Annotated in this window: 13 protein-coding genes; 10 read left to right on the top strand and 3 right to left on the bottom strand. The window is 65.0% G+C overall.

Annotation, left to right across the window (positions count from 1 at the left end; all coding sequences use genetic code 11):
* Positions 1 to 42 precede the first annotated feature (42 nt).
* From hydA to I6F09_RS08725, 3 genes are all read left to right on the top strand, one after another.
* Positions 43 to 1,497 carry a dihydropyrimidinase gene (gene hydA / locus I6F09_RS08735; protein WP_225111649.1) on the top strand — a complete coding sequence of 485 codons (1,455 nt, stop codon included), beginning with the start codon at positions 43 to 45 and terminating at the stop codon, positions 1,495 to 1,497.
* A gap of 109 nt (positions 1,498 to 1,606) precedes the next feature.
* Positions 1,607 to 2,878, top strand: coding sequence for a DUF892 family protein (locus I6F09_RS08730; protein WP_035997886.1), 1,272 nt, complete (start codon positions 1,607 to 1,609; stop codon positions 2,876 to 2,878).
* Between the two features lie 128 nt (positions 2,879 to 3,006).
* Positions 3,007 to 4,629: an ABC transporter substrate-binding protein gene (locus tag I6F09_RS08725; RefSeq protein ID WP_225187889.1), complete on the top strand. Its 1,623-nt coding sequence runs from the start codon at positions 3,007 to 3,009 to the stop codon at positions 4,627 to 4,629.
* On the opposite strand, the gene I6F09_RS08720 is transcribed toward I6F09_RS08725, so the two are convergent.
* Positions 4,626 to 5,969 (bottom strand): glycoside hydrolase family 3 N-terminal domain-containing protein, encoded by a 1,344-nt coding sequence (locus I6F09_RS08720; RefSeq protein ID WP_225187888.1) that lies wholly within the window; start codon positions 5,967 to 5,969, stop codon positions 4,626 to 4,628. The two genes, I6F09_RS08725 and I6F09_RS08720, sit on opposite strands and share 4 nt — an antisense overlap.
* Before the next feature lie 188 nt (positions 5,970 to 6,157).
* Between I6F09_RS08720 and I6F09_RS08715 the strand changes: the two genes are divergently transcribed.
* The 3 genes from I6F09_RS08715 to I6F09_RS08705 are packed head-to-tail and all read left to right on the top strand — an operon-like array spanning position 6,158 to position 9,967.
* Positions 6,158 to 7,660, top strand: a complete 1,503-nt coding sequence (locus tag I6F09_RS08715) for a DUF4173 domain-containing protein (RefSeq protein ID WP_225187887.1) — start codon at positions 6,158 to 6,160, stop codon at positions 7,658 to 7,660.
* A 19-nt stretch (positions 7,661 to 7,679) separates the two neighbouring features.
* Positions 7,680 to 8,384 carry a response regulator transcription factor gene (locus I6F09_RS08710; RefSeq protein ID WP_035997877.1) on the top strand — a complete coding sequence of 235 codons (705 nt, stop codon included), beginning with the start codon at positions 7,680 to 7,682 and terminating at the stop codon, positions 8,382 to 8,384.
* Positions 8,381 to 9,967, top strand: coding sequence for an ATP-binding protein (locus tag I6F09_RS08705; RefSeq protein ID WP_225187886.1), 1,587 nt, complete (start codon positions 8,381 to 8,383; stop codon positions 9,965 to 9,967). The genes I6F09_RS08710 and I6F09_RS08705 overlap by 4 nt, the downstream gene beginning before the upstream one ends.
* On the opposite strand, the gene I6F09_RS08700 is transcribed toward I6F09_RS08705, so the two are convergent.
* Complete coding sequence (locus I6F09_RS08700; RefSeq protein ID WP_167361649.1) at positions 9,964 to 10,104, bottom strand: hypothetical protein; 141 nt, start codon at positions 10,102 to 10,104, stop codon at positions 9,964 to 9,966. The genes I6F09_RS08705 and I6F09_RS08700 overlap by 4 nt on opposite strands.
* A 79-nt stretch (positions 10,105 to 10,183) precedes the next feature.
* Here I6F09_RS08700 and I6F09_RS08695 point away from each other — a divergent pair, with 79 nt between their 5' ends.
* From I6F09_RS08695 to I6F09_RS08685, 3 genes are all read left to right on the top strand, one after another.
* A complete protein-coding gene (locus I6F09_RS08695; RefSeq protein WP_225187885.1) occupies positions 10,184 to 10,753 on the top strand; it encodes an alpha-ketoglutarate-dependent dioxygenase AlkB in 570 nt (189 codons plus the stop codon).
* Between the two features lie 229 nt (positions 10,754 to 10,982).
* On the top strand, positions 10,983 to 11,912 hold the full coding sequence (locus I6F09_RS08690) for an alpha/beta hydrolase (protein WP_225187884.1): 930 nt from the start codon (positions 10,983 to 10,985) through the stop codon (positions 11,910 to 11,912).
* Positions 11,913 to 12,046: 134 nt separating this feature from the next.
* A complete protein-coding gene (locus I6F09_RS08685) occupies positions 12,047 to 13,273 on the top strand; it encodes an ABC transporter substrate-binding protein (protein WP_225187883.1) in 1,227 nt (408 codons plus the stop codon).
* A gap of 201 nt (positions 13,274 to 13,474) precedes the next feature.
* Here I6F09_RS08685 and I6F09_RS08680 read toward each other — a convergent pair whose 3' ends face one another.
* Positions 13,475 to 15,037: an adenylate/guanylate cyclase domain-containing protein gene (locus I6F09_RS08680; RefSeq protein ID WP_225187882.1), complete on the bottom strand. Its 1,563-nt coding sequence runs from the start codon at positions 15,035 to 15,037 to the stop codon at positions 13,475 to 13,477.
* A 192-nt stretch (positions 15,038 to 15,229) separates the two neighbouring features.
* Here I6F09_RS08680 and I6F09_RS08675 point away from each other — a divergent pair, with 192 nt between their 5' ends.
* Positions 15,230 to 16,321 (top strand): enolase C-terminal domain-like protein, encoded by a 1,092-nt coding sequence (locus I6F09_RS08675; RefSeq protein ID WP_225187881.1) that lies wholly within the window; start codon positions 15,230 to 15,232, stop codon positions 16,319 to 16,321.
* The last annotated feature ends 58 nt before the right edge of the window (positions 16,322 to 16,379 follow it).

The raw sequence follows: 16,379 nt of genomic DNA, 5'->3' as shown, positions 1-16,379 counted from the left end.
GCGCTTAGCCTTCGAGCCGTCCCTCACCTCTCGGAGCACCTCATGCCCCTCCTCATCCGCGGCGGCACCGTCGTCAATCACGATCATTCGCGCCGCGCGGACGTGCTGATCGACGGCGAGACCATCGTCGCGATCGGCGCCTCGCTCGATGCCCCGACAGGTAGCGAGATCATCGACGCAGGCGGCGCCTACGTCATTCCGGGCGGGATCGATCCGCACACCCATCTCGAAATGCCGTTCATGGGCACCGTCACCGCCGACGACTTCGAATCCGGAACCAAGGCGGCGCTGAGCGGCGGCACCACGATGGTGGTGGATTTCTGCCTGCCCGATCCCGGCCAATCCATGCTCGCGGCGTATCAGGAGTGGCGGCACAAATCCGAGAAGGCGGCCAGCGACTACGGCTTCCACATGGCGGTGACGTCGTGGTCGAAGCAGATCCATGACGAGATGGAGATCGTGGTCAGGACCTACGGCATCAACACCTTCAAGCATTTCATGGCCTACAAGGGCGCGCTGATGGTGAACGACGACGAGCTCTACAACTCGTTCGCGCGTTGCGCCCATCTCGGCGCCATGCCTGTCGTCCATGCCGAGAACGGCGACGTCGTCGCCCTGATGCAGGACGCGCTGATTGCGCGCGGCGTCACCGGCCCGGAAGGCCACGCCTATTCACGGCCGCCGGAGGTCGAGGGCGAAGCCACCAACCGCGCCATCATGATCGCGGACATGACGGGCACGCCGGTCTATATCGTCCACACCAGCTGCCGCGAGGCGCATGAGGCCATCGCTCGCGCGCGGGCCAGTGGAAAGCGGGTCTATGGCGAACCGCTGATCCAGCATCTGCTGCTCGATGCCGGCGAATACCGGAACAAGGACTGGGACCATTCCGCACAGCGCGTGATGTCGCCGCCGTTCCGCGACAAACAGCATCAGGACAGCCTCTGGGCCGGGCTGCAAGCCGGCTCGCTCCAGGTGGTTGCGACCGATCATTGCGCCTTCACCACCGAGCAGAAGCGGTTCGGGCGCGGCGATTTCAGGAAGATCCCGAACGGCACCGGCGGCCTCGAAGATCGCCTGGCGCTGCTCTGGACCGCGGGCGTCGCCACGGGGCGGCTGACCAAAGAGGAATTCGTCGCGGTGACCTCGGCGAACATCGCCCGCATCCTCAACATCTATCCGCGCAAGGGCGCGGTCGTCATAGGCTCGGATGCCGACATCGTGGTGTGGGATCCCAAGCAGAGCAAGACCATCAGTGCCAAACGGCAGATGAGCCGGATCGATTACAACGTGTTCGAGGGCTTTGCCTGCACGGGTGGTGCGGCCGCGACCCTGTCGCGCGGCCGTATCGTCTGGACGGATGGTGATCTGCGCGCCGAGGCCGGCGATGGGCGATACGTCGAACGTCCCGCCTTTTCGCCGGTGCATGTGGCAAATTCGACCTGGAAGGAACTGACGGCTCCGCGCGCCGTCGCGCGCAGTGCGGTGACGCCGTAGCCATCGCGCTCCCTGGCAGACGTCCGGCCTCAATCTCGGAGAGACTTAGGAACGAACGGCTGGAGGTCTCGTTGTCGCGCATATTTCCCTCCAGCACGCGAGTCCCTCCATGTATCACCACGTCAAGAAGCTGATGTTCACCGTGCGCGTCGACGAACCCGATCCGCGCTTCGGCAATATGCTCCTCGAGCAGTTCGGCGGCGCCAACGGCGAACTTGCGGCTGCGATGCAATATTCGATTCAAGGGTTGAATTGCGAGGATCCCGACCGCAAGGACCTCTTGATGGATATCGGCACCGAGGAGCTCAGCCATCTCGAGGTCGTCGGTTGCCTCGCCCGGATGCATCTTGCGCCCTCGCGCAACGACCGCCAGGCGGCGGAGGCCGATCCGCTGATCGCGATTGCCGGCGGAGGCGGCGTCAATCTGTTCAACTCGCAAGGCAATCCCTGGACCGCCGACTATCTCAAGATCACCGGTGAGCTCGACGTCGATCTCCGCAGCAACATCGCCGCCGAAGCGCGTGCCAAGATCGTCTACGAGCGACTGATCAATTTCTGCGACGATGCCGGCAGCAAGGACGCGCTGCAATTCCTGATGACGCGCGAGATCACGCATATGAAGGCGTTCGCGCGCGCACTCGAGAGCCTGTCGAAGCCGGCCTTCAGCATCGGCCGGATTGCGCCGACGCCCGGCCTCGTGAACCAGTACTTCAACGATTCCACCGGCAGCGGCGACCACGGCGAAATCGATACCCGCGGTCCCTGGAACGAGGGCGAGGACTGGGTGTTCACAGAATCGCCTGCGCTGCAATCCTCCGATCCCGGCGCTGCCCCGTCGATCGTCGCGGAGAGCTCACCGCCTGTCGACGAGGCGGGCCTGACCGATCTGCTGCTGCATGAGCTGCGTGACATCCTCCATGCCGAGAAGCAGCTGACCAAGGCGCTCCCGAAGATGGCGCAGGCCGCCCGCTTCGATCAGTTGCGCGAGCTGTTCGAGCAGCATCTGGCCGAGACCGAAAATCAGGTCGAGCGCATCAACGAGTGCTTCGAGCTGCTCGGCGAGAACGCCCGCGCCAAGCCTTGCAAGGGCATGATGGGCCTGATCGAGGAAGGCCAGGAGGTCATGAAGGAAAGCCAAGAGAAGGAGGACGCTGCCGCCGACCTCGCGCTGATCTCCGCGGCGCAACGCGTCGAGCATTACGAGATGTCCGGCTATACCACCGCGCGCAACCTCGCGCAGCAGCTGCGCCACAGCGCCATCGTCGGCCTGCTCTCCAAATCCCTCGCCGAGGAAGAGAATGCCGATCTCCTGCTCAACCAGGTCGCGCGATCGCTGATGTCGGTGGCGAAGATGCCCGCCGCGCTGGAGCAGGCCGAGTAGACCTAAGCCGACGCGCAACACCTATCGATCCAAGCCGCCTCGCCTTGTCGCGGGGCGGCTTGGCGCTTCCTGACTCTGGCATACAGCTTGCCTCTCGATGCCGGACAATTCCGGAACGGGAGGCACTCTTGAGCATTTCACCCCTCGATTTGAACCGCCGCAGCGTCGTGCTCGGCGGCCTCGGTGTCGCCGGTACGGCAGCCTTTGCGCCGCGTCTTGCCTGGGCGCAGGGACGCAGCGAGACGTTGCTGGTGGTGCAGGAGCTGGGGCCGAATTCGCTGGACATGCAGGGCGTCGGCTCCAACCAGACCGTGAACGGCCTGTCCTGGAATTGCTACGACCGCCTGCTCACCTACGCCTCCAAGACACTGCCGGACGGCACGTTGTCGTATGACCGCGAGAAGCTCGCGCCCGAGCTCGCCGAGAGCTGGGAGGTCGCCGCCGACGGCATGTCCTGCACCTTCAAGCTTCGCAAGGACGCAAAATTCCACGACGGCACGCCTGTGACCGCCAAGGACGTCAAATGGTCGTTTGACCGCGCCGTGAAGGTCGGCGGCTTTCCGACCTTCCAGATGTCGGCGGGATCGCTGGAGAAGCCGGAGCAGTTCGTGGTGGTCGACGACCACACTTTCCGTATCGACTATGTCCGCAAGGACAAGATGCTGCTGTTCAACGTGGCCGTCGTCGTGCCCTTCATCGTCAATTCCGAGCTCGCCAGGAAGAACGCGACGCCGGAAGATCCGTGGGCGCTGGCCTGGCTGAAGAACAACGAGGCCGGCGGCGGCGCCTACAAGATCGAGAGCTGGAAGCCGGGCAGCGAGACCGTGCTGACGCGCTTCGACGACTGGAAGAGCGGGCCGCTGCCGAAGGTCAAGCGCGTGATCGCCCGCGACGTTCCCTCCGCCGGCACGCGGCGTGCCATGCTGGAGCGGGGCGATGCGGATATTTCCAGCGGCTTTGCCCCGCGCGATTTCGAGCAGATCATCAAGGAGGGCAAGGTCAAGGTCTCGGGCGTGCCGATCCCGAACGCGCTGTGGTACGTCGCGCTGAACACCGCCAAGCCGCCGTTCGACAATGTCAAGCTGCGCCAGGCCATCGCCTGGGCCATGCCGTACGAGCAGATTCAGACCAGCGCCTTCTTCGGCCGCGCCGTTCCCATGTATGGCGGCACCGCCGAAGTCTCAAAGCCGGTGTGGCCGCAACCGTTTCCTTACGTCACCGATCTCGACAAGGCCAAGGCTCTGCTGAAGGAAGCGGGCTTCGAAGCCGGCCTGGAAACGACGCTGTCGCTGGACACAGGCACCGCCACCGTCGGCGAGCCGACCGCGATCCTGATCCAGGAGAATCTCGCCAAGATCGGCATCAAGGCGGCAATCGAAAAGATTCCCGGCGCGAACTGGCGCACGACGCTGAACAAGAAGGAGCTGCCGCTCGCGCTCAACCGCTTCAGCGGCTGGCTCGATTATCCCGAATATTACTTCTACTGGAACTTCCACGGCAACAACTCGATCTTCAACATCTCCTCATACAAGAACAAGGAGATGGACGCCCTGATCGACAAGGCGCGCTTCACCACCGATGCCGCCGAATACGACAGGACGGTGAAGGATTTCATCGCGCTCTGTATGCGCGACGTCCCCGTGGTTCCGCTCAACCAGCCGATCCACGACGTTGCCATGCAAAAGGGCATCTCCGGCTACGAATTCTGGTTTCACCGTGAACCGGACTACCGCCAGTTCGCGAAGGGCTAATTCTGCCGGGCGACGCTGATGGCGCGTGAGGCAGCTCGTGCCTGCATGGTCGAAAAGCCGCGCTCCAGGCGCGCGGTGCTCGCATGCAGCATCGCCGCGTCGAGCCTGCCCTGTCGCGATCCTTCCAGGGCGCAGGCAAAGACACGATAGAACTGCGCGCCGTCATAGGCGACCAGCAGCAGATCGACGCCGGCATTGATCGCCTCGACCACGGCCTTGCAGACGTCGTTCTGGTAGATCGCGCCCATGATGAGGTCGTCGGTCATCACCACGCCCTGGTAACCCCACGTCCCACGAATGATCCCATCGACGACGCGCTTCGAATGCGAGGCGGCGCGATCGGGATCGACGGCTGTGAGCGTGACGTGGCCGACCATGAGGGCGCTGCGCGAATGCGACAGCACCTCGCGGAACGGGAGCCAGTCGGTTGCCTCCAGCTCCTTCACCGGCGTGTCGAGATTGGCGCTGAAGTGATGCGTGTCGGCGCGCACGCGGCCGATGCCGGGAAAATGCTTGAGCGTGGCGCCGACGCCCGTCTCTTCCAGCCCGCGCACATAGGCGCTCGCGATGGTGCTGACGACGGCGGGATCGCTCGCAATCGCGCGCTGGCCGATCAGCGTGTGAAAATCGAGACGGTTGCGCCGCGCCGGCGGCTTGAGGTCGAGCACCGGCGCGAGATTGAGGTTGACGCCGACTTCGGCGAGCTCGCGGCCGTGAATGCGGCCGAACTCCTCGGCCTTGGCCTGCTGCTCATCGGAAGCCAGTCCCGTGAGCGTCGCCAGCGCCGGCACTTTCGTCAGCGGCGGCGCAAGATGCCCGACGATGCCGCCCTCCTGATCGGCGGCGACGATCAGCGGCGGCAGGCCGGCTGTGCGCCTGAGATCCTGCAGCGCCGCGATCTCGGCCCGCAGCGTCTCGATGGCGCGGCCGCGGATGTTGTGCCGGGTGACATAGACGCCACCGATCAGGCCCTGCCTGGCGAGACGCGCGACCTCGGGAAAGGAGGAATAGCCGACCATGAAGTGCGGCCCGAGCTGCCGCGCTTCGACGGCGCCGGCGCCGAGAACGTCATGCTTGCGCAGCTCGAACTTAAGATGCGCGGCGGACATCAAGACAGGCGGCACGCACCAGAGCACGACGAGCGCCTTGCCGGCGAAGGTGCGCCAGTGACCGCTGCGCAACAAAAGAGCGACGATTGCGATGCTTGCGACGACGAGGGAGATGTTTCCGGCGCCACGCAGCACGAGCAGATAGGGATCGTTCTTGTTCGCGGCGACAAATGCAGCGAGCGGCGCGGCGAGCCAGAGCAGGGCGAGACCGATGCGGTTGAGCAATTGCATGATGCACCAGGTGCGATGGGCGATGAATGTTTCGCACCTAGCAAAGCGAATCGCGCTGCGCGAGAGGCAAAAGCGCGCCTGCACGAAAACTGCAAAAGACTCCTGAAACCGTGCAGACGATGGCCGCGGCTTCTGCGCAAGCACCGTTCAGAGTTCGTGATGCCACCATTCACGGAGACTTTCTGGACATGACGAGCCTGGCTTCGACGACGGATATCCAACCGATCAGGCCTTCTGCACTGTCGGCCAAGCTCGCAATGGCGCTGCTGCTGGCCGGGCTCGCCGACTGGCTGTTCTACGGTCAGCGGATCGGGCTGTCGCTGACGCTGTTTGCGGTCGCGACCGCCTGCGTGTCGGTGCTGTTCAATCACGCGGCCGTGGACTGGCGGCGCGCGGCGATCAGCGGCGCGATCCTCGTGCTCGGCCTTGTGCCGGCCATGGAAGAGCTCAACACGCTATCGTTCCTGATCCTCGTCGCGTCGCTGACGATTGCGCTGTTGCTTGCAACCAATCCCGATACGACCGGGCTCACCGACCGCGCCCGCGCGCTGTGCAATTTCCTCCTGCTCGGTCCCTTCAGGTTCTTCCTCGATGCGCCCCAGGCCTTCAACATGTCGGCCTTCACCCGCGGCATCGCGCTCTGGCTGATGCCCGCGGTGCTCGGCGCCGTCTTCATCGCATTGTTCGCCGCCGCCAATCCGGTGATCGAGCAATGGGTGTCGCTGCTCAATCCCAAGGTGATGTTCGACTATGTCAACATGTGGCGCGTCCTGTTCTGGACCTTGATGCTGGCTCTGGTCTGGCCGTTCATCCATGTGCGCTGGCGGCGCAGGGCGGTCGTCACGGCCGCCGTGGCCGAGGGCCCCGTGCCACCGCCGCTGCCGCCCATGGTCTCGGCGGAATTTCTCGGCCCCTCCACCATCCTGCGCTCGCTGATCCTGTTCAACCTGCTGTTCGCGGCACAGTCCATTCTCGACGGCATTTATCTCTGGGGCCACGTGGCGCTGCCCGACAACATGACTTATGCGACCTACTCCCATCGCGGCGCCTATCCGCTGATCGCGACCGCCCTCCTCGCCGCTGCCTTCGTGCTGGTGGCGATGCGTCCGGGCGGGCCGGCCGAGAAATCGAAGGTCATCCGGCCGCTAGTCTATCTCTGGGTCGGACAGAACGTGCTGCTGGTCGTCTCCTCCATCCGCCGGCTCGATCTCTATGTCGACATCTACATGCTGACCTATTGGCGGATTGCAGCGTTCGTCTGGATGGGACTGGTAGCGCTCGGCCTGATCCTGATCGTCGCGCGCATCGTGCTCGACAGGTCCAATCAATGGCTGATCGGCGCCAATCTCGCCGCATTGGCGATCGTGCTCTATGGCTGCTCGCTCGTGAACTTCGACGCCTTCATCGCCGACTACAATGTCGTCCACAGCCGGGAAGTTTCGGGAAAAGGCGTGCAGATCGACATCGACTATCTCCTGACGCTCGGGCCGCAGGCGGTGCCAGCCATCGACAAGGCGATCGCGCTACGGCCCGCCGTCAAAGAGGGCTGCCTTGTGTCACGCCGCGACCGCCTTGTAGAACAGCAGCGTCAGGACCTGGCCTGGCGAAGCTGGGGCTTTCGCAACTGGCGACTCCAGCGCAGGCTGGACGCCGAGGCGAAAGCTCAGGCCGGCAGCCAGCCGGCGAGTTGACGAGGACACGGAGAGTTTCTTGGCGCATCGCATTCTCATCGTCGACGACGAAGGCCACATCCGCGAGGTCATCCGCGTCGCCCTGAAGAAGGCCGGCATGGACGTGATCGAGGCCCGCGACGGCAAGGAGGCGCTTCTCCGCTTTGCCGCCGACAGGCCCGATCTCATCGTGCTGGACATCGGCATGCCCGAGTTCGACGGCCTCGACGTCTGCCGCGAGATTCGCAAAGGCTCCGACGTGCCGATCCTGTTCCTGTCGGCGCGCGACGAGGAGATCGACCGTATCCTGGGCCTCGAGATCGGCGGCGACGACTACGTCACGAAGCCGTTCAGCCCGCGCGAGCTGGTGGCGCGGGTCAATGTCATCCTGCGCCGCCTCAGCCCGCGCAACGGCGAGGCCAAGGCCGGGCCCACCGCGCTGACGCAAGGCGGGCTGCTGATCGATCCCGAACAGCATGTCGCGTCCTTTGCCGGCACGCCGCTGAAGCTGACCGCGATCGAGTTCGGCATCCTGCGCGCGTTCCTGAGCCGGCCGACATCGGTGTTCAACCGCGAGCAGCTGATGCGGGCCGCCTACCAGCTCAACATCCAGGTTTCCGACCGCACCATCGACAGCCATATCCGCAACATCCGCGCCAAGCTGGCGGCGCTTTCCTGCGACAACGTGATCGAGACCATCCACGGCGTCGGCTTCAAGCTCGGCCGCTGCGAGAAAGAGGCATGAGCTCTGCGCCCGACAAATGGCGTCCGTCGCTCACGCTCGTGATCTTCACGGTGCTGGCGACGGTCGGCATATTGCCGCTGGTCGGCCTGTTCTTCTTCCGACTCTACGACAACCAGCTGATCCGCCAGACCCAGGCCGAGCTGATCGCACAGAGCCGCGTGCTGGCGACGATCTATGCGCAGGAGGTGACGGCCCGGCTCGACAGCGGCCTCGTGCTCGGCGCCGAGGTGCCGCCGGGCGTGCTGCCCGATCCCGGCGACCAGGTCACACCGATCCGCCCCGCGCTCGACCTCACCGCGAACGATCTCCTGCGGCGGCGACCCGACGCGTTGCCCGCGCCGCAAGCACCGCAGCCAGCCTATGTCGAGATCGGGGCCAGGCTGACGCCGATCATCCGCGAGACCCAGAAGGTGACATTGGCCGGCTTTCGCATCCTCGATCCGCAAGGCGTGGTGATTGCCGGGCGGCAGGAGGTCGGGCAGTCGCTCGCCCATATCGAGGAGGTCGCGGACGCCCTGCACGGGCAATACCGCGCGACTTTACGCAACCGCGTGCCGGACAAGCCGCCGCCGCCGATCTATTCCTTCAGCCGCGGCCTCGGCGTGCACGTGTTTTCGGCCATGCCCGTCATCGTCAACAACCGCGTCGCCGGCGTGATCTACACGACGCGCACGCCGAGCAACATTTTCGACCATCTCTATCAGGAGCGGGCCAAGTTCGTGCTGGCCGGCCTTGCCGTCATCCTCGGCACCATCGCGATCGGCCTCGTGTTCTCACGCACCATCACGCTGCCGATGCGCGAGCTGATCGACCGCGCCGCCCGAATCGGCCGCGGCGACCGGGAGGCGTTCCAGCCGCTGAAGCATTACGGCACGCGCGAGTTCGCCCAGCTCTCGCACAGCTTTCTCGGCATGGCCGAGCAGCTGGCGCGGCGCTCCGACTATATCGCGACCTTTTCGGCCCATCTCACCCACGAGCTGAAATCGCCGCTGACCTCGATCAAGGGCGCAGCCGAGCTGTTGCAGGATTCGGTGCAAGGCAAGGCCGAGGGCCTGACGCCGGCCGAGCAGAACACCTTCATCGCCAACATCCTGTCGGATACCCAGCGGCTGGAGGCGATGGCGCAGCGGCTGCGGGAGCTCGCCCGCGCCGAGAGCCTGCCGCAGAACGAGCGCACCGAGCTGGCACCCGTGATCGCCGATCTCAGAAGCCGGTTTCCGGCAAGCGCGGTCGAGGCCAGCGGCAGCCTCGACCGGGCGATCGGAATGTCCTCGGAGAAGGCGCTGATCGTGCTGTCGCACATCGCCGACAATGCGGTGCGGCACAAGGCCGGCACGATCAGGCTGGAGGCGGTCGACGCACGGACGACCGTGCTTGTGACGGTCAGCAATGACGGCGAGCCGATCTCGGCGCCGAACCGCGACAGGATCTTCGATGCGTTCTTCACCACCCGCCGCGACCAGGGCGGCACCGGGATGGGGCTGGCGATCGCGCGCGCGGTGATGGCGAGCCATGGCGGCTCGATCAGGCTTAAGCCGACCGACGAGGGCGCAGCCTTCGAGCTCCAGTTTCCGGTTGCCTAGATCGCAAAGACCCAGACGGCGACGATGGTGCCGATGGTGGCGAGACCGGCGATGGTCCAGCCGGCGGCGTATTCCAACTCAGGATGACCGGTCGCCCGCATGATCTCAACCGGATCGGCGGTATGCTTCTCTGCCATGACAGCCTCGCACGTTTCTTCCCGCGTCATAGATAAGTCGCATCAGCCGCCAACAGGTTCCATCACGGAAATGCGAGGCATGACGCAGCTAGGTTTGTTCGCCGACCCGCAGAAAGGCCCGGCCGGACTTCGCTACACGGACGATTTTATCGATCGGGCCGCCGAGCAGGATCTGATCGGCCGCATCGCAGCATTGCTGCTCCAGCGCTTTCAGTTCGGCGCGTTCGAGGGCAACCGCCGGGTGGCGTCGTTCGGCTATCGCTACGACTACACGCTGCAGCGTCTGGCCGAGGCCGATCCGATCCCGGACTGGGTGCGACCGGTCGCGCGGCAGGCCGAGGCCTGGGCGGCGCTGCCGGAGGGCAGCGTCCGGCAGGTGCTGTGCACCGAATACGAGGTCGGTGTCGGCATCGGCTGGCATCGCGACAAGCCGCATTTCGACAAGGTCCTCGGCCTGTCACTGGGCTCGCCGTGCAACTTCCGCTTCCGCCGCCGCAAGGGCGAGACCTGGGAGCGCCACACGCTCACCGCCCTGCCGCGCTCGCTCTACATGATGGATGGCGAGGCGCGGTCGCAATGGGAGCACAGCATCCCGCCGGTCGCGGCGCGGCGCTATTCCATCACCTTCCGGACGATGAAGCGGGCCTGACGGACCAGGCCAAAACAAAAGGTGCGAAAACAACCCCATGCACAGTAGAAAGCCGTTTCAGGCGCGAGCCTCGGCGGCGCTGGACAACGGCCTGACGGATCGGGATAAACGGCGGCTGCGCATCCAAGGTGCCGCGAATTCGCCTCAAGGCCGGCTGACTAATGAGATGAATTGAAAAGACGGGCCAGATCAGCGAGCCGATATGGAGCCCCACAAGGCCGCCACATCCATGAAGAATTATCTGACATTTTTCCTGTTTCTGGCCATGACCGCGGCCTCCGCGCATGGACCCGTGCCGGGCCGGCTCCCGCCGCCCTCGGGTCTCGTGCAGGCGGGCCTCACCGATTCCGACACCACCGCAGGCGGCACCGCACGGCTATGCGAGCAGGTCACCTTCTCGCGCGGCCTGCGCTATGGCGAGAGCGAGGCCAATGTGCTCGATGTCGCGACCAGCGCAACCAAGGCCGACACGCCGCGGCCGGTGCTGCTGTTCGTGACGGGAGATACCTTCACCGGCGACCGCGGAGCGCCGGAGCTGTCGCGCCAGATCCAGGACCAGGCGATGTGCTTTGCCGCGCGCAACGGCATGATCGGGGTCCGCGTCGATTATCGCCTGGCGCCCGCGGCGACCTGGCCGGCCGGCGCGGCCGATGTGGCCGCGGCGCTGTCCTGGGTTCATGGCAATATCGACCTCTTCAACGGCGATGCCCGCGAGATCGTCGCGGTCGGCTACGGCGCCGGCGCCTTCCACGTCGCGACCATGCTGGCGCATCCCGAGCTGCAGACCGCCGGCGCCGACGTCGCGGGCGTGGTGCTGGTGTCCGGAATCTACCGCGTCGGCAAGGACGCGAGCGACAGCGAGAAGGCCTATCTCGGCGGTGACGCCACCCAGTACGACAAGCGCTCGGTATTCCCCGGCATCCTCAATGTCGACGTGCCGATCGTGCTGGCCTGGGCCGCGGATGATTCCGCCGGCCTCGTGGCGCAAGGCGAGACGCTGAAGAAGACGCTGTGCGGCGCCGGCCATTGCCCGCGCAGCACGCTGCTGCGCAGCCGCGACGGCATCGCGAACGCCTTCGGCCTCGATGGTTCCGGCGACAGCCTCGCGGAGCCGACGCTGCTGCTGGTGCGTCAGCTGGAAGCGCGAGGGTTGCCGTAACGCGTTGCGGCAGCACGCCTGCCGCTTTCATCGAAGCGCGACAGCCACACGATTGCCAAACGCTTGACCTAGATCAAGCGGCCTTGGTGGGGATTGAGCCGACCTCGTTGGGGGCCAACCACGAGGCATCGAACATGCGCGTCATCGGCAGGATGCTGTTCGTTTCCGTGATTGCCATCGCATCGCTGGGCGCGATGTCGCGGCAGCAGCACTCGGATCAACCCGCAAGCGATGAGGAAATCCGCATCGGCAATGTCATGCCGTATTCGGGGCCGCTCTCGGAATTCGGCGCGATCGGCCAGGCGGAAGCGGCCTATTTCGACATGGTCAACGCGCGCGGCGGCATCAATGGCCGCAAGATCCGCTTCATCACCCGCGACGACAATTCCGATCCGGCGACCGCGCTCGAGCTGACGCGCAAGCTGGTCGAGAAGGACGGCGTGCACCTGATGTTCGGCTCGTTCGGCACGCCCGGTAATCTCGTCACGCGCTCGTACCTGAACGAGAAGAAGATCCCGCAACTGTTCGTCGCCTCCGGCGACGAGGAGCTGAGCCAGCCGAGCGCGTTTCCCTGGACCATGGGCTGGCAGCCGTCGTTCCGGTCGGAAGGGCGCATCTACGCCAACTACATCCAGGCCTCTTACCCGAGGAAGAAGATCGTCGTGCTCTGGCAGAACGACCAGTTCGGGCGCATGCTCTACAAGGGCATCCAGGAGGGCCTCGGCGATCTCAACCGTCACGTCCTGGTCGACATCGCCTTCGACCTTGCCGACGAGCATCTCGACGGGCACGTCTCGATCCTCAAGCGCGCCGGTGCCGATATCTTCGTCTTCCTCGGCGTGCCCTCGACCGCATCCAAGGTGATCAAGCTGGCAGCGTCCCTGAATTGGCGTCCCGTCTTCATCGTCAACGATGCCTCCGCCTCGATCGCCAACGCGATGGCGCCCGCGGGGCTGGAAAACTCTGCCGGCGTGATTTCGGCGGCCTTTTTGAAGGATCCGAGCGATCCCACCTGGAAGGACGATCCCGGCATGAAGGACTGGTTCGCCTTCATGGACAAATACCATCGGGTCGAAAGCACCAACAACAGTGCGGCCGTCTATGGCTACGCCGCGGCCGAGGCGCTGACGCAGGTGCTGAAGCAATGCGGCGACGATTTTTCACGCGACAACATCATGCGCCAGGCGGCCTCGCTCAGGGACTATCAGCCTTCGGTCGCATTGCCCAACATCAGGATGAACACCTCGCCCAACCGCTACCTGCCGATCAGGCAGATGCGGCTGGTGCAGTTCGACGGGCGGTCGTGGCAGCCGTTTGGGGATGTGATCGAGACGGCGTTCACGGAAGGGGCGGCAAGGTGAGGTCACTTACCCTCCCCTGGAGGGGTCCGGGACGAGCGTAGCTCGCCCGTAGGTCGCTACGCATGTAGCGAAGCGGAATGCGTAGCGGGGTGGGGTGACGGTCTCTCAACATCCGACACCGCCCGAGGGGAGAGATCACCCCACCCCGCTCGCGCTACGCGCGATCGACCCTCCCCTTCCAGGGAGGGTAAGAAGCTCCCCTCACGCCGGCTTGAGCGAGGCCAGCGCGTTCTCCAGCAGCGAGCGCACGCGTGCGGCGTCGCCTGATTTCACCACGGCGGGATCGAGATAGAGCTCGAGGCCCGGCGCGCGTTCGGTGATGATGCCGCTGTTCTCCGCAGCTTTGTCGCTCAGTGCATCCACCGAATAGGGGATCACCTCGCGGCTGATGCCCTTCATCGTGATCGCCGGCAGCGCATGCGCGCGGACGATGTCGCTGACGAGGGCGAAGGTCTCGTAGCTCAAGACGATGCCGCCGGGCTCAGCGATCGATTGCAGGCGCGCGGCGAGGTTCGCCTCCGCACCGATGATGGTGTAGTCCATACGGTCGGCGCTCCCGAAATTGCCGACATTGCAATAGCCCGAGTTGATGCCCATGCGCGAGCGGAACGGCTGCTCGATGCCGGACGCCCGCCATTTCGCATTGAGCTCGGCAAGGCGCTGCTGCATGCGCCAGGCCATCTGCAGACAGGCCTGTGCATCGGCGCGATCGCCCTTGGTCTCGGGGTCGCCGAAGAAGATCAGCATGGCATCGCCAATGAACTTGTCGATGGTGCCGCCATATTCGTGGGCGATCGCCGACATTTCCGTGAAATATTCGTTGAGGAGCTGGGTCAGCTGCTCCGGCTGCAGCCGCTCGGCGGTGGCGGTGAAGTTCTGGATGTCGGAGAAGAAGATGGTGAGCTTCTTGCGCTCGGTGTGGATGGTGACGTCCTTCTGGCCCGAGAAGATGCTCTTGTAGACCTGCGGCGGGATGTAGCGCGAGATCTTCATCGACAGCGAGGCCAGGAAGTCGTTGGCGGATTCGAGCTCCTTGTTCATGTTCTTGATGCGGCGCGCCTGACGTCGCTGCAATGACAGGAACGCCAGTCCGCTCCCGGCGGCGATCACGAAATAGGCCAGCAGGAACTTGAACGAGAAGATGTTGGCGGCGATCGGCTGGGCGATGATCACCTCCTGGATGCCGCGGACATCCCCCACCTTCCAGTCCTTCTTCGGGCTCTCGGGGTGGCTGTTGTGGCAGCTGACGCAGGCCGGACCCATCGTGACGGGCGCAACCAGGCGGACCTTGTCGTTGAACAGCGAGGTCTCGGTCTCCACGACCTTCTGCTCGGGATCCCGGCGCAGCGCATCGAGCGCGTCCTTCTCGAACTTGTCGAGCTGGTGCGGAGCGCGGTTCTGGAACGGGAAGTCCGAGACGAAGCGATAGGTGATGTTCTCCTGCTGGGCGCCGATCACCCGGCCGAGCTCCAGCGACAGCGTCGCCGGGATCGGGATCGCGCCGGGCACGGATTCGTAGTTGTGAACGACCTTGGTGCTGCCGTTCGGATTGGCCAGCACGCGGCCGACCACGTTGGAGGCGTAGTAGCTGCGCACGCTCGTGATCACCGAGTTGAGATCGATCGCCTGCCGGCGCAGCGCCGTCTTGCTGAGCTCGGTCAGGTCCAGCCACACCGCGACCGGCAGGGCGAGCAGGAGGAAGACGATCACGGCGCCGGTGAGAATGCCACTCTTGCGCTGTTGTTCGGAGATCTTTTGTTTCACCCTGTGGCTCCGTTCTGTGCGATTTTGTCGCAAATCCTTCCGGAATCCGAGACAATGCATGCGGCGGCACAGAGCCAAGAATTGCCGGCCGGCGCAACCCCATTTTATGGTGGTCGCAGCAAGCGCCTTTTCGTTTGATCACGGATGCTTAAGATCGGCGCCGACCTGCATCCGCTCCGCCGGGAGAGAGCCATGACCGAGACCGTCCGCATCAAGCGCTTCCAGGCACGTCCCGTGATCGTGCCGATGAACCTGCCGCTCCAGACCGCGACCGGGGCGGTCGCCAAGGCACCGCTGGTGCTGATCGACTGCGAGACCGACCACGGCGCGGTGGGTCATTCCTATCTGTTCTCGCTCACGCCCTCGGCCTTGAAGCCGCTGGCGGCGATGGTCACGGAAATGTCGGACCTCGTCGCCGGCGACGAGCTGCTGCCGTTCGAGATCGAGCGCAAGCTGAGCCAGCGCTTCACGCTGCTGGGCCTCGCCGGCCTGCAGCGGCTGGCGCAATCCGGCATCGACATGGCGGCATGGGACGCGCTGGCGCGCTCGCGCGGCCTGCCGCTCGCCCGCCTGCTCGGCGGCAGGCCGAAGCCAGTGCGCGCCTACAACTCGAAGGGGCTCGGCATCATGCCGGCAGGCGCCGCGGTGGAGGAAGCCCACAAGCTGCTGGCCGAGGGGTTTCACGCCGCAAAGATCCGCGTCGGCCGACGCGATGCGCGGGAGGATCTCGCCGTCGTGCGCGCGGTGCGCAAGGCCGTCGGCGACGAGGTCACGCTGATGTGCGACTACAACCAGGCGCTGACGGTCACCGAAGCGATCCGCCGCGGTGAGATGCTCGACGACGAGGGCCTCAGCTGGATCGAGGAGCCGATCCGCCACGACGATCATGCCGGCTGCGCCCGCATTGCCGACGCGCTGCAGACGCCGGTCCAGATCGGCGAGAATTTTGACAGCGCGTTTTCCATGCAAGCCGCGCTCTCGGCAGAGGCCTGCGACTACGTGATGCCTGATGTCCAGCGCATCGGCGGCGTCACCGGCTGGCTCCGCGCCGCTTCGCTTGCCCATGCTGCCGGCATCGAGATGTCGTCGCACCTGTTCTCTGAAGTCAGCGCGCATCTGCTCTGCGTGACGCCGACCGCGCATTGGCTGGAATATGTCGACTGGGCCGACGCGGTGCTGGCAACGCGGCTGCAGATCAAGGACGGCTTTGCGCTGCCGAGCGAGGAGCCGGGCAACGGGATCGCGTGGGACGAAGCGGCGGTGAAGAAGTATCTGGTGGAGTGACGGGTCTCTCATCTCGCCATCGCAAGCACACGATCTCGTCCCTCGTTGCGAAAGCATG

This window comes from Bradyrhizobium sp. IC3195, from assembly GCF_020193585.1.
Taxonomy (GTDB): domain Bacteria; phylum Pseudomonadota; class Alphaproteobacteria; order Rhizobiales; family Xanthobacteraceae; genus Bradyrhizobium; species Bradyrhizobium yuanmingense.
This window is presented reverse-complemented; position numbering and strand designations above follow the sequence as displayed.